Source organism: Bordetella genomosp. 1 (assembly GCF_002261335.1).
GTDB lineage: Bacteria > Pseudomonadota > Gammaproteobacteria > Burkholderiales > Burkholderiaceae_B > Bordetella.
This window is the reverse complement of record NZ_NEVL01000004.1, coordinates 386,798-399,354: the sequence shown is the minus strand read 5'-3', so window position 1 is coordinate 399,354 and position 12,557 is coordinate 386,798. Positions and strand designations below refer to the sequence as shown.

10 protein-coding genes are annotated in these 12,557 nt (G+C 69.1%); 6 read left to right on the top strand and 4 right to left on the bottom strand.

The window, feature by feature from the left end:
* The first annotated feature begins 16 nt into the window (after window positions 1-16).
* The 5 genes from CEG14_RS26760 (at window position 17) to CEG14_RS18735 (ending at window position 5,597) form a co-directional block, all read left to right on the top strand.
* Window positions 17-535, top strand: coding sequence for a DUF3613 domain-containing protein (locus CEG14_RS26760; RefSeq protein ID WP_094827916.1), 519 nt, complete (start codon window positions 17-19; stop codon window positions 533-535).
* Between the two features lie 14 nt (window positions 536-549).
* Window positions 550-2,781 (top strand): pilus assembly protein TadG-related protein, encoded by a 2,232-nt coding sequence (locus CEG14_RS18750; protein WP_094827915.1) that lies wholly within the window; start codon window positions 550-552, stop codon window positions 2,779-2,781.
* A gap of 15 nt (window positions 2,782-2,796) precedes the next feature.
* The gene (locus CEG14_RS18745) at window positions 2,797-4,197 is read left to right on the top strand and encodes a sigma 54-interacting transcriptional regulator (protein ID WP_094827914.1); all 1,401 of its coding nucleotides are present in this window, start codon (window positions 2,797-2,799) and stop codon (window positions 4,195-4,197) included.
* Window positions 4,198-4,315: 118 nt separating this feature from the next.
* Window positions 4,316-5,035 carry a DUF2968 domain-containing protein gene (locus CEG14_RS18740; RefSeq protein WP_094827913.1) on the top strand — a complete coding sequence of 240 codons (720 nt, stop codon included), beginning with the start codon at window positions 4,316-4,318 and terminating at the stop codon, window positions 5,033-5,035.
* A gap of 115 nt (window positions 5,036-5,150) precedes the next feature.
* On the top strand, window positions 5,151-5,597 hold the full coding sequence (locus tag CEG14_RS18735; protein WP_094827912.1) for a DUF1178 family protein: 447 nt from the start codon (window positions 5,151-5,153) through the stop codon (window positions 5,595-5,597).
* 114 nt (window positions 5,598-5,711) lie between these two features.
* Here CEG14_RS18735 and efp read toward each other — a convergent pair whose 3' ends face one another.
* The 3 genes from efp to CEG14_RS18720 all read right to left on the bottom strand — a co-directional run bounded on the left by efp (window position 5,712) and on the right by CEG14_RS18720 (window position 8,777).
* Window positions 5,712-6,269, bottom strand: a complete 558-nt coding sequence (efp, locus tag CEG14_RS18730) for an elongation factor P (RefSeq protein WP_094827911.1) — start codon at window positions 6,267-6,269, stop codon at window positions 5,712-5,714.
* A 179-nt stretch (window positions 6,270-6,448) separates the two neighbouring features.
* Entirely contained in the window at window positions 6,449-7,555 is a 1,107-nt protein-coding gene (earP, locus tag CEG14_RS18725; protein WP_094827910.1) for an elongation factor P maturation arginine rhamnosyltransferase EarP, read from the bottom strand.
* A gap of 10 nt (window positions 7,556-7,565) precedes the next feature.
* The gene (locus CEG14_RS18720) at window positions 7,566-8,777 is read right to left on the bottom strand and encodes a DUF2863 family protein (RefSeq protein ID WP_094827909.1); all 1,212 of its coding nucleotides are present in this window, start codon (window positions 8,775-8,777) and stop codon (window positions 7,566-7,568) included.
* Window positions 8,778-8,944: 167 nt separating this feature from the next.
* On the opposite strand from CEG14_RS18720, the gene CEG14_RS18715 reads away from it, so the two are divergent.
* The gene (locus CEG14_RS18715; RefSeq protein ID WP_094827908.1) at window positions 8,945-9,751 is read left to right on the top strand and encodes a DODA-type extradiol aromatic ring-opening family dioxygenase; all 807 of its coding nucleotides are present in this window, start codon (window positions 8,945-8,947) and stop codon (window positions 9,749-9,751) included.
* Window positions 9,752-9,842: 91 nt separating this feature from the next.
* On the opposite strand, the gene acnA is transcribed toward CEG14_RS18715, so the two are convergent.
* A complete protein-coding gene (gene acnA, locus CEG14_RS18710; RefSeq protein ID WP_094828277.1) occupies window positions 9,843-12,548 on the bottom strand; it encodes an aconitate hydratase AcnA in 2,706 nt (901 codons plus the stop codon).
* Between the last annotated feature and the right edge of the window lie 9 nt (window positions 12,549-12,557).

Here is a 12,557-nt window from a genome sequence, read left to right as displayed (position 1 = left end):
GGCGCCGGAGGACACGATGAAAGCACATGCCCCACGTATCGCCATCCAGCTCGGCCTGGGCCTGGCCGGCGCCGTCACGGCGCTGGGCGCGCAGGCGCAGTTGCGCGTGCCGCTGACGCAGGTCGCGCCCGCGGCCGGCACGCCGGCGCCCGCGCAGACCGCGCAGACCGCGCAGGCCGTGCCGGTGCCGCCGCCCCCCGCCGCGGGATCCGCGGCAGCCCCCGCGGCCGCGGTCACGCCGTCGGCCCAGCCCGCGGTGCGCCAGGTGGCGTCCGAACCCGTGCCGCCCCCGCCCGCCGCCGCGGCCGCGGCGGCCGAGCCCGAATACGCGCGGGGCGAAACCACACGCGCCCTGATGGCCGCGCAGGCCGACGGCCGCCGCGCCGGGCCCGGCCAGCCGCTGCAGGGGCCGGTGGCCAGCGCCGCATGGCGCCGCTACATCCAGAGCTTCGAGCATCCCCTGCCGGAGTGGTTCGGTGACCGCGTCGGCAACAAGGGCGGCGGCGGTGGCGGCGGCCTCGGAGGGGGCGGCTGAGCCGCCCGCCGCTCATGCGCGCACGTCTGTTCCGCCAGGCTTCGCGGCGCCAGCAGGGCTCGATCCTGCTGCCGGCCGCGCTCGTCATCGTGATCGGGCTGGTGCTGCTCGGCGGCGCGCAGCTGGGCTATTTCTTCTACATGAAGCGCGAGCTGCAGAAGGCCGCCGACCTGAGCGCGCTCACGGCGGCGCAACTGCTGGGCGCGGGCCAGCAGGCGAACTGCACGGCCGCCATGGCGGCCGCGCGCGCCAACGTCAACAGCAACCTCGGCAACAACGCCACCCAGCTCACCGTCACCACCGATTGCTACCGCTGGGACAACACCAACGCGGCGCTGGCGCCGCGCTACGTGCGGCCCGTCAACTCGGGCGAGCGCTACAACGCGGTGCGGGTCGGCCTGTCCAAGCCCTTCGGCGGCATCGTGCCTTACCTGAGCGGCCTCACGCTCAACGTCGAGGCCATCGGCGCGCGCCCCGGCGATCCGGTCGCGGCGTTCTCGGTGGGCACCAAGCTGATCGCGGCCCGTCCGGGCGTGCTCACCAATCTGTTGAGCCAGGTCGGGCTCGACCTGGGCGGCACCTCGCTGGTGGGCTACGACAGCGGGCTGGCCAACGTGAAGATCACGCCGGCGGGGCTGCTGCAGGCGCTCGGCATACCCGTGCCCGCCAATATTTCGCTCGGCGACTTCAACCAGCTGCTGGCCGCCAACACGCGCGCGCTGGGCGACGTGCTCAACGCCATCGTGGTGGTGGCCGGCCGCAACGAGCTGGTCGCCGCGAACGTCAGCCTGTTGCAGGCGATCCAGACCAAGCTGGGCGTGTCGAACCTGCAGGTCAAGCTGGGTTCCACCACGCCGGGCCGCAGCGGCTCGCTGTTTGCCAACATCACGTCCGGCGACGCCAACTCGGCGCTCAACCTGGAGCTCGATGCGCTGCAGGTCCTGTCGACGGCGATCGGCGTGGGCACCGGCGGCCATGCGGTGCAGGGTGGCACCAACGTCAGCCTGGGCGGTCTGGTCAGCGTCACGCCGCGCTTCAGCGTGGTCGAGCCGCCGTCCATCGCGATCGGCGGCGTGGGCGCCACGGCCTACACCTCGCAGGTGCGGGTGTACGCGCCGATCCAGGTCTCCACCGCCTCGTTGCCGGCGCCGCTGAGCTCCCTGCTCAAGCTGTCGATCGACCTGCCGATCACGATCGACGTGGTCGACGGGCACGGCACGCTCACGCAGCTGTGCCAGCGGCGCGACGCCTCGAACCGCGATCTCGCCAACATCGCGGTGACCTCCTCGATCCTGAAGCTGTGCGTCGGCGGGCCGCCCGCGGGCGCCTCCGCCAACTGGCCGTTCTCCACCAGCACCAGCTGCGAGCAGGGCCTCCAGCCCAAAAAGCTGCTGAGCGTGGCGCTGCTGGGCGCGGAGCTGGCATCGCTCACGCCCGACCCGCCGCTGGTGATCAATGCGCTGCCGGCCAACGGCGCCGCGGATTTCTACGTGGGCCAGACCCAGTCGGTGCCGGCCACCGACAACCCGCTGCTGCTGGGCACCACCATCAAGAACCTCACCGATGCGCTGCTCGGGGCCTTGCTCGGCAACACGCTGCAGGCGGGGGCGGCGCTGCCCAGCGGCACGCGCAACCAGGTGATCCAGAACATGGCGCAGGAGCTCTGGAACAACACCTCGTCGATCTGTACCGATACCGCCTCGGCGGCGCAGACCGCCGCGGGCTTCGCCTGCCGCAGCAACCGCACGCAGGCCGCGCTGAACCAGATCAAGAACGCGCCCACCAACCTGGGCGGCTTCCTCACCGGCCTGCCGACCGCGACCTCCAACCTGCTGACGAGCCTGGTGTCGCTGAACGTGAGCAGCCTGCTCGGCAACGTGGTCAACCTGGTGTCGAACCTCGTCAGCAGCGTGGTCACCACGCTGGGCGATATCGTGGGCGCGCTGCTGCCCACCAACCAGTGCACCAGCCGCCTGCTCGGCATCCCGATCGGCGGTTCGGTGGCGGGCTGCGTCTCGCAGATCACCAACACGCTCGCGGCCACGCCGACGGCAGGCGGGCCGCCCAATGTCGTGCTCGGGCTGGTGGGATTCCTGCTGGATCTGATCAAGCCGTTGTTCGACCAGATCGGCACGGCCCTGCTCAAGCCGCTGATCGAAAACGTGATCGGACTGCGCATCGGCCAGACCGACGTGCATCTGATGTCGATGGATTGCGATGGAACAGGAGTACAGCTTGTCTATTGAAGCCCGGAGCCGCCCATGAGCGAAGCCCTGCTCAACGATGGCCTGGACCTCTATGTCTGGGAGGGAACGGCCGACATCGCCGCGCGCGCCGAGCGCGCGCTGGCGGGCTACGACGCGACCGTGGTGCGGGCCGAGGCCGGCGTCGGCTTTGAAGACCGCGACCGCGCGCGGCCGGCCGTCGCGCTGGTGTCGGTCACGCTGATGGGCGACGCGCGCTTCGGCGGCTTCGACTGGCTCACCTCGCAGGGCATCCCCGTGATCTGGGTGGCGGGCGAGGAGCGCAACCACGATCCGCGTTTCTACGCGCCCGAGTATTCCTACACCCTGCCGCTGGCCTTCACCGGCGCCGAACTGCGGCGCCTGCTGTTCCGTGTGGCCGGCGTAGCGCAGAAGCCCACCGAGCCGGAGACGCCGCCGCCGCCCACGCTGGTGGCCGTGTCGCCGGTGATGCGCGACCTGCTGGAAGAGGCGCGCATGTTTGCCGATTGCCGCGCCAACGTGCTGGTGCACGGCGAGACCGGCGTGGGCAAGGAGCGCGTGGCGCGCCTGCTGCACGACGCGGCCGCGTGGGCCGGCGGCCCGTTCGTCGCCGTCAATTGCGGCGCGATTCCGGAGGGCCTGTTCGAAGCGCATTTCTTCGGCCACGCCAAGGGCGCGTTCACCGGCGCGGTCGGCGCGCACAAAGGCTATTTCGAGCAGGCCCACGGCGGCACGCTGTTCCTCGACGAAATCGGCGACCTGCCGCTCTATCAGCAGGTCAAGCTGCTGCGCGTGCTAGAGCAGAGCAGCGTGACGCGGCTCGGCTCCTCGACCGAGATTCCGGTGACCTTCCGGCTGGTGGCCGCCACCAACAAGGACCTGCGTGCGCTGGTGGCCGAGGGCGACTTCCGCGCCGATCTGTATTACCGGCTCGCGGTGATCGAGCTGCGCATCCCGAGCCTGGAGGAGCGCGGCGCGGCGGAGAAGCGCGCCATCTTCCAGGCGCTGCTGCTGCGCCAGGGCGTGTCCGAGCACGACGAGATCCCGCTGTGGCTGCTCCAGCGCGTCGAGCAGATGCAGTTCGCCGGCAATGTGCGCGAGCTCTCCAACCTGGCCGAACGCGTCGCCATCATCCGGCGCCAGCTGGGCCGCTGGGATCCGGCGCGCCTGGAGCAGGTGATCGAACGGCACGCGCGCCAGATGCCGCCCGCCGCGCCGCCTTCGCCGGTCGAGCCCAGCCCGGCGCCGGTCGCCTTCAGCCCGGCCGAACGCGCCGAGCGCGAGCGCGTGCTGGCCGCGCTCGAGGCCAATGGCTGGCGTCGCCAGGATACGGCGCATGCACTCGGCATCAGCCGCAAGGTGCTGTGGGAGAAAATGCGCAAACTGCGCCTGGGCGAGGCCCAGACCGAGCCCGCGGACGGTATCGCGGATTTTTGACGCATGGGCAAAATGAGAATCCGGAATAACCCGGGCGTAGCCGTGTCCAAGGGATGCGATAATTCGCAATCTGTTGCTATAGTTCAAAACTTGCTGCCTAGGGGTAGGGGATATAAACGTGGAAATCCATCACATGGGTGCTGGCATGCGCCTGTTTCTCGCGGGTTTGGCCCTGACCGGACTGGCGGGTTGCGCGAGCACCCAGACGCAGGCTGACCGCCCGGCGGTACAGCAGGTGGAAAACAAGGCCGCCGCCGATGCGCCGGTCACGCCACCGGCGCCCGCGGCCGCTCCCGCGCCGGCCCCCGCGCCGCGCGCCTCGTCCACCTCGACCGAGCTGCAGGGCCTGATCCAGAGCCGCCAGGTGTCCGAGCTGCGCACCAGCTACAACGGCAACTACGGCGCCAGCCTGCTGTTCCGCCCCGACGAGCTCACCTATTACGTCGCCCTGTTCCAGCAGAAGGACTTCTGGCAGGTCTACAAGACCAAGTCGTCGCAACAGGCCGAGGCCGTCTATCGCAGCTTCGTCGCCCGCTCGGCCGACCTGGCCGAGGTCGACATCCGCCGCATCCGCATGCAGGCCGACTACAACCAGGCCGAGGCACAGCTCGCCGCCCGCAATGCCGAGCTGGCCGCGCTGCAGGCCGACCGCCAACTGCGCCAGCAGCAGGAACAGGTCGTGGCCGAACGCCAGGCCCAGGCACGCCAGGAAGCCCAGGCGCTGACCGACCAGAACAAGGACGTGCGTGAGCAACTGCGCGCCTTGCAGCGCCAGATCGATGCGCTCCAGGCCGAACAGTCGCGTCTGTCCGGCACGCAGAGCCGCCGCGCGAAGTAATATCGGGGCAGGCGGTGCATCCGGCGCCGCCGTTCCTTCCCGGCCCGCCTCCCGGCGGGCAGCGCGGCCACCGGCCTGCGCGCAAGCCGGCGCCCAGGCACGGCGCCCATCCATCATGGCTCTGAAAGTTTTTGACCTCGAATGCGACCACGGCCATCTGTTCGAAGGCTGGTTCGGCTCGCATGACGATTACGACAGCCAGCGGGCGCGCGGCCTCGTCGAGTGCCCCGTGTGCGGCTCGCACACGGTCGTCAAGCGCCTCTCGGCGCCGCGGCTCAACGTGGCGCACCTGCGCGCGCCCGCGCAGCCGGCGCCGGCCGGCACCCCGCCCGATCTCGCACGCCTGCAGGCCGAGGTGCTGCGCCAGGTGCGCGAGCTGGTGCGCAACACCGAAAACGTGGGCACGCGATTCGCGGCCGAGGCGCGCCGCATCCACGAGGGCGACGCCGATGACCGTCCGATCCGCGGCACCGCCACGCCCGAAGAGCGTGCCGAGCTGGCCGAAGACGGCATCGCCGTCATGAGCGTGCCGGCCTTTCTCGACGACGAGCAGTTGCAGTAAGCCTGCGCCGGCGCAGCTTCGTTTCGGCCGCCTCCCGCACCGCAACCCCAAAGAAAAAGCCCGCCCTGCCGTGAGGCAGGGCGGGCTTTCGATGCCCGCGAATGCGGCGGCCGGTCAGTTGACGCGGCTGCGGTATTCGTTGGTGCGGGTGTCGATTTCGATCTTGTCGCCGATGGCGCAGAACAGCGGCACGTTGAGCTCGTAGCCGGTGTTGATCTTGGCGGGCTTGAGCACCTTGCCCGAGGTGTCGCCACGGACGGCCGGCTCGGTGTAGGTGATTTCGCGGACCAGGATGGTGGGCAGTTCGACCGAGATGGCGCGGCCGTCGTAGAACACCACTTCAACCGGCATCGCTTCCTCGAGGTAGTTCAGGGCGTCGCCCATGCTCTCGGCTTCGATTTCGTACTGGTTGTACTCATCGTCCATGAACACGTACATCGGATCGCCGAAGTACGAGTAGGTGCATTCCTTGCGCTCGAGCAGGACCACGTCGAACTTTTCGTCGGCCTTGTACACGGCTTCGCTGGCCGAACCCGTCAGCAGGTTCTTGAACTTCAGCTTGACGACGGCGGCGTTACGGCCGGACTTGTTGTATTCGGTCTTCTGGACCACGAGCGGATCCTTGCCGACCATGACCACGTTGCCGACTCGCAATTCCTGAGCGGTTTTCATCGATTAAAACTCCGGGGGTGATATGGCGCACTCGCCGTGCTAGCGCGCAGTCGGTTCGGCCGCCCGGGGGGGGGCTGTCCGTACACCGTTGCGTGCCCCGGGAGGCTGTCAGTGAGTCTGCTGCACCGGCGATGCCGGGCGAAAAACCCCGTCATGGACGCAACAGATAACTCGCTATTCTAGCGCGTCTTGCTCAATTCCGTACAGAAATCGGCAAGTGTGTCCCCCAAATCGGGGAGCTGCGCCTGCCGTTCTTCCCACGCGCGCGCGGCCGCCTGCCAGGCCTGCCAGACCGGTGCGCCGAGGGCGGCCGCGGCCAGCGCGGGCCCCTGCGCGAAGTCGGCGTCGTTCCAGGCGCGCATCAGCGCGCGCGCCGGGGCGGGCAGATCGTAGCGCGCCAGCCACGCATCGAGCTTGGTGAGGTGCACCGCGTCGTCCTGGGCGTAGATCTGCCACAGGAACGGCCGCCCGGCCCAGGCGGCGCGCACGAACGAGTCCTCGCCGCGCACCATGTTGAAGTCGGCCAGCCACAGCAGCCGGTCGAAATCGGGCTGCGGCACGAACGGGATCCTGACGATGTCCAGGCCCGCGAGCGCCACCGCATCGAGCGCCGGCGCCACGCCCTGCGGCACCAGCAGCACGGCCCCGCCCGGCAGCGCCGCCAGCGCCTGCGCCATGTCGGCGGCCGGCGCCTGCGGATAGCAGAACAGGGTGGCCAGGCGCGCGCCCTGGTTGCGCCAGCGCGAAAGCGCGGCGCCCGGCACGCCGAGCCGCGTCAGGAACGCGTCCTGCGCGCCGGCGTCGGCCTGCCAGGCATCGCGCTCGGCGCTCAGGCCGGGTTCGCGGATCAGGCCGCCCGTGGCGGCGGTGAAGCCGGGAAAGAAGAAGTGCTTGACCAGGCCGTCGGCGCGCTGCGAGGGCAGGCCGTGGCAGCTCTCGACCCAGGCTTCGGCGCTCAGGTATTCGAGATTGATCCAGGCGGGGTGGGAGGCGCGCATCGCCGCGATGAACGCGGGCGGCGGGTCGCAGGCGAATGCCTCGATCACCACGTCGCCCGGCTCGAGCGCCGGGGCGGGATCGCGCCAGTGCACGATCTCGATCCGCTGCACCGTCTGCTGCGCGGCAGCGGGCGCCACCTCGGGTTCGATGCGCGCGAAGGCGTCCAGGTCGTCGACCCACAGCCGCACCTGCCAGCCGCGGCCGTGCGCGAGACGGCGCGCCAGCCGCCAGCACACGCCGATGTCGCCGTAGTTGTCGACGACGCGGCAGAACACATCGGCACGCATCGGCCCTGCCTCAGTGGAACTGGGCGGGCGCCGTCTCGGCGTCTTCGGGCAGCTCGGCGTGCACCAGCTCGCCCAGCGGATTGGGGAAGTGCGGCGCGCCGCAGTCTTCGCAGTATTCCGGCGGCAGGATGCCGGGAATGCGGCGCACGTCGTTCACGCCGTATTCCTTGAGCAGCGCGGCGATCTGGTCCATGGCGTCGGGTTCGCCCTCGTCTTCCTCGCCGGGCGCCGGTTCGTCTTCCCGGCCGTAGACGGGCCAGACGCAGCCATAGAACACGTCGTTGCTGTTGCGGGCGGTGAAGCCGATGCGGTATTCGTCGACCTGGGCCTCGCCGCAGCCGGCGATCACGGCGCGCAGCTGCGCGGGCTGCAGGTTGACCGCGCCCTCGAGCCAGCTCACCGCGGCGCGCAGCGACAGCGGACGCACGCGGCGGTCCGCCTCGCGGTTGCTCACGTAATAGGCATCCGGCAGCAGCAGGTCGAGGCCGCAGCCCGGCAGCAGCGACGCGAAGGTGGGCTGGGCCTGCTCGACCCATTGCGCCAGGCATTCCTCGCGGCTGTTGCCCGGTTCCTCGAACAGCTCCTGCCAGCGGAAAAACGCGCCGCCTTCGGCCACGGCCACCGCGGCCACCATGTAGCGCGTGTCGGCCAGCATGTTGGCGGTCTCGATGGCGGTGTTCACGGCCGGCTTGGCCGTCTCGGCGCCGAGCGCGTGCGAGCCCAGGCGTTGCAGCCACTGCCAGGTTTCGGAGAAGGTGCGCGGCATCTGGTCGATGCTGACCAGGTGCGGCAGCAGCGCCACGCGCGTGTTGCTGGCCAGCACGTGGCCATGCAGTTGCGCGAGCAACGCTTCCTGGGCCGACGCCGAAATCGGGCCGGTCGGGATGGTGTAGCGCGTCCAGGCGGCGACCGGCGCCACCAGCAACAGCACGTCGTAGCGCGTGCCGTTTTTCTCGATCCGGGTCGACTCGGACAGCGTTTCGGCCTGTTCGATCAACACCTCGTAGGCGCCGATGTCGTGCTGCGCGAGATGGTCGAGCGCGGCCTCCAGCGGCGCGTCGTTGCCGGCGCGCAGCAGCTTGGGCACCGCAATGCCCAACTGCGTTTCCCAATACGTGTCTTCCACGCGGCTGCCGGAGCGGTTCAGGGCCTGCGCCAGGGCGACCAGGCGCACGGCATCACGGTTCAGACGGGGCGGGGTTTGGCTGCGGGTACGGGCCATTGATATAGGATCGTTGTCGGGATGCGTAACAGCGTAGTTTAACGCCCGATCGGGGACGTGCGGCATAGGCTGTTGCTCGATGCGCAACAGCCTATGCCGGATTCGGTGGTTTATTGCCGATTTGAATATGGGCAGAATGACATCATCCGCTTTGAAGGAAGATCGTCATGCTTTGGCCCACCTTGTTCGTATCGCACGGCTCTCCCATGCTCGCCGTCGAGCCCGGCCAGACCGGCGCCGCGCTGGCGGCCTGGAGCGCCGCGCTGCCCGCCCGGCCGCGCGCCATCCTCGTCGTCTCGCCCCACTGGGCGGGGCACGGGCTCGCCGTCTCCACGCGCGACCGCCAGATCGCCTGGCACGACTTCGGCGGCTTTCCGCCCGAGCTCTACCACCTGCAATACGGCGCCCCCGGCTCGCCCGAGCTGGCCGAGCGCGTGCGCGCGCTGCTGGCCGACGCCGGCATCGCCGCCGACAACGACCCGCGCCGCCCGCTCGACCACGGCGCCTGGGTGCCGCTGCGCTATCTCTATCCGGACGCCGACGTGCCGGTGGTGCAGCTCTCGCTCGACATGTCGCGCGATGCGCAGCAGCAATATGCGCTCGGCCAGGCGCTCGCGCCGCTGCGGGCGGAGGGCGTCCTCATCATCGGCTCGGGCTCGCTCACGCACAATCTGCGCGACGTGCGCATGCCGCAGCAGGCGCCCGCGCATCCCTACGTGCCGGCATTCCAGGCCTGGTATGCCGAGCATCTGGCGCAGCACGACCTGCCCGCGCTGTTCGACTGGGCCGCGCAAGCCCCCGGCGCGCACCAGGCCCACCCGCACGACGACCACCTGATGCCGCTCTACGTGGCGTTGGGCGCGGGCGACACGGCGGCCGACCGGGCCTGTGCGCCGCGCCGGCTCACCGACGAGGTCAGCTACGCCGCGCTGGCGATGGACGCCTATCAGTTCGGCGACGCGCACGCGGCCTGACGGCCGCCGGCCGCGCGCAACAAAAAGCCCGCGAAGCGCAATGCTTCGCGGGCTTTTTTCACGGGCGGGCGAACCCGCCGGCAGCGGGCGCTCAGGCCGCCAGCAACTGACGCAGCACGAAGGGCAGGATGCCGCCGTGCAGGTAGTAGTCGACCTCGATCGGCGTGTCGATGCGCAGCAGCAGCGTCACGTCCTGCGAGCTGCCGTCCTTGCGATGGATGGTCAGCGTCACGTCCTGCATCGGCTTGATGCCGTGTTCCAGGCCCGAGATATCGTAGGTTTCCTCGCCGGTGATGCCGAGCGTCTGCACGGAATCGTCGCCCTTGAACTGCAGCGGCAGCACGCCCATGCCCACCAGGTTGCTGCGGTGGATGCGCTCGAAGCTGCGCGTGATCACGGCCTTCACGCCGAGCAGCTGCGTGCCCTTGGCCGCCCAGTCGCGCGACGAGCCGGTGCCGTACTCTTCGCCGCCGAACACCACCGAAGGCGTGCCCTGGGCCACGTACTTCATGGCCGCGTCGTAGATCGACATCTGTTCGCCCGAGGGCTGGAACAGCGTCTCGCCGCCCTCGAAGCGGCTGCCGTCGGGGCGGGCCGGGATCATCAGGTTCTTGATGCGCACGTTGGCGAAGGTGCCGCGCATCATGATCTCGTGGTTGCCGCGGCGCGAACCGTAGCTGTTGAAGTCGGCCTTCTGCACGCCGTGCTCCTTGAGCCACTTGCCGGCGGGCGAGGTTTCCTTGATCGAGCCGGCCGGCGAGATGTGGTCGGTGGTGACCGAGTCGCCGAACACGCCCAGCGCGCGCGCGCCCTTGACCACCGGGATCGCGCCCGGCGTCATGCCGAAGCCGTCGAAGAAGGGCGGCTCGGCGATGTAGGTCGAGTCGGGCCAGTTGTAGGTCTCGCCGGTCACGCCCTTGATGTTTTCCCACAGCTTGCCGGGGTTGCTCTTGACCTGGCTGTAGTTGGCCTTGAACGCCTCGGGGTTCATGGCGAACTTCACCAGCGACTCGATCTCCTCGGTGGTGGGCCACAGGTCGCCGAGCCACACGTCGCCGTTCTTGCCCTTGCCCACCGGCTCGGTCATGAGGTCGCGCGTGACGGTGCCGGCCAGGGCGTAGGCCACGACCAGCGGGGGCGAGGCCAGGAAGTTGGCCTTGATGTTCGGGTGGATCCGCGCCTCGAAGTTGCGGTTGCCCGACAGCACGGCCGAGCACACCAGGTCGTTGTTGACGATGGCTTCGTTCAGGTCGGGGGTGAGGTCGCCGGCGTTACCGATGCAGGTGGTGCAACCGTAGGCCGCCACGTCGAAGCCCAGCTTCTCGAGGTAGGGCAGCAGGCCGGTCTTGGTGAGGTATTCGGTGACCACGCGCGAGCCGGGGGCCAGCGAGGTCTTGATGTGCTTGGGCACCTTCATGCCCGCCTCGACCGCCTTCTTGGCCACCAGGCCGGCGGCCAGCAGCACGCTCGGGTTCGAGGTGTTGGTGCAGGAGGTGATCGCGGCGATCAGGATGTCGCCGTTCTTGACCTTGGTGCCGGCGCTGGTGGTGAACACCTCGCCGAGCTTTTCCGGCGGTTGGTTGAAGCCGTTTTCGGAGATCGGCTTGGAATAGAGGTCGATGAAGGTGTTCTTGACGTTGCCGATCTCGATCCGGTCCTGCGGGCGCTTCGGGCCGGCCAGCGAGGGCGCGACGGTGCCGAGGTCGAGCGTGAGCAGCTTGGTGTAGTTGATGTCGCGCGCGGCGGGCACGCCGAACATCTTCTGGGCCTTGAAGTAGGCCTCGAAGGCGGCGATCTCTTCCGGCGTGCGGCCGGTGCCCTCGAAATAATCGATGGTGCGCTCGTCGACCGGGAAGAAGCCCATCGTGGCGCCGTACTCGGGCGCCATGTTGCCGATGGTGGCGCGGTCGGTCACCGACAGGCTGGCCGTGCCTTCGCCACAGAATTCCACGAACTTGCCCACCACCTTCTCGCGGCGCAGCATCTCGGTGATGGTGAGCACCAGGTCGGTGGCGGTGACGCCGCCGCGCAGCTGGCCCTTGAGCTCCACGCCGACCACGTCGGGCGTGAGGAAATACACGGGCTGGCCGAGCATGCCGGCCTCGGCCTCGATGCCGCCCACGCCCCAGCCGACCACGCCGATGCCGTTGATCATCGTGGTGTGGCTGTCGGTGCCGACCAGCGAATCCGGGTAATAGACCTCATTGGCCTTGTCGAAGTGCACGCCGCGCGCCAGGTATTCGAGGTTCACCTGGTGGACGATGCCGAAGCCCGGCGGCACCACGCCGAACGTGTCGAAGGCCTGCATGCCCCACTTCATGAACTGGTAGCGCTCGCGGTTGCGCTGGAACTCCAGCTTCATGTTCAGGTCGAGGGCGTTTTTCGTGCCGAAGTAATCGATCATCACCGAGTGGTCGACCACCAGGTCGACGGGCACCAGCGGCTCGATGCTCTTCGGATTCTTGCCCATCTTGTCGGCCACCGAGCGCATGGCGGCGATGTCGGCGAGCAGCGGCACGCCGGTGAAGTCTTGCAGCACCACGCGCGCAACCACGAACGGAATCTCTTCCTCGCGGCGGGCGTTGGGCAGCCAGTTGGCCAGTTGCCGCACGTGCTCTTCGGTGACCTTCTTGCCGTCACAGTTGCGCAGCACCGATTCGAGCACGATGCGGATCGAAACCGGCAGTCGCGCCACATCGATGCCCAGCGCCTTGCCCAGCGCCGGCAACGAATAGAACTGACAGGTCTTCTTGCCAATCTTGAAGGTCTTGAGTGTGTCGAGCGTGTTGTGCGGCATGATGGACTC

Coding starts and splice junctions, on each gene's coding strand:
- CEG14_RS18745 (WP_094827914.1), top strand. CDS start 2,797: ATGAGCGAAGCCCTGCTCAACGATGGCCTGGACCTCTATGTCTGGGAG.
- CEG14_RS18750 (WP_094827915.1), top strand. CDS start 550: ATGCGCGCACGTCTGTTCCGCCAGGCTTCGCGGCGCCAGCAGGGCTCG.
- CEG14_RS18720 (WP_094827909.1), bottom strand. CDS start 8,777: ATGGCCCGTACCCGCAGCCAAACCCCGCCCCGTCTGAACCGTGATGCC.
- CEG14_RS18715 (WP_094827908.1), top strand. CDS start 8,945: ATGCTTTGGCCCACCTTGTTCGTATCGCACGGCTCTCCCATGCTCGCC.
- CEG14_RS26760 (WP_094827916.1), top strand. CDS start 17: ATGAAAGCACATGCCCCACGTATCGCCATCCAGCTCGGCCTGGGCCTG.
- acnA (WP_094828277.1), bottom strand. CDS start 12,548: ATGCCGCACAACACGCTCGACACACTCAAGACCTTCAAGATTGGCAAG.
- CEG14_RS18735 (WP_094827912.1), top strand. CDS start 5,151: ATGGCTCTGAAAGTTTTTGACCTCGAATGCGACCACGGCCATCTGTTC.
- efp (WP_094827911.1), bottom strand. CDS start 6,269: ATGAAAACCGCTCAGGAATTGCGAGTCGGCAACGTGGTCATGGTCGGC.
- earP (WP_094827910.1), bottom strand. CDS start 7,555: ATGCGTGCCGATGTGTTCTGCCGCGTCGTCGACAACTACGGCGACATC.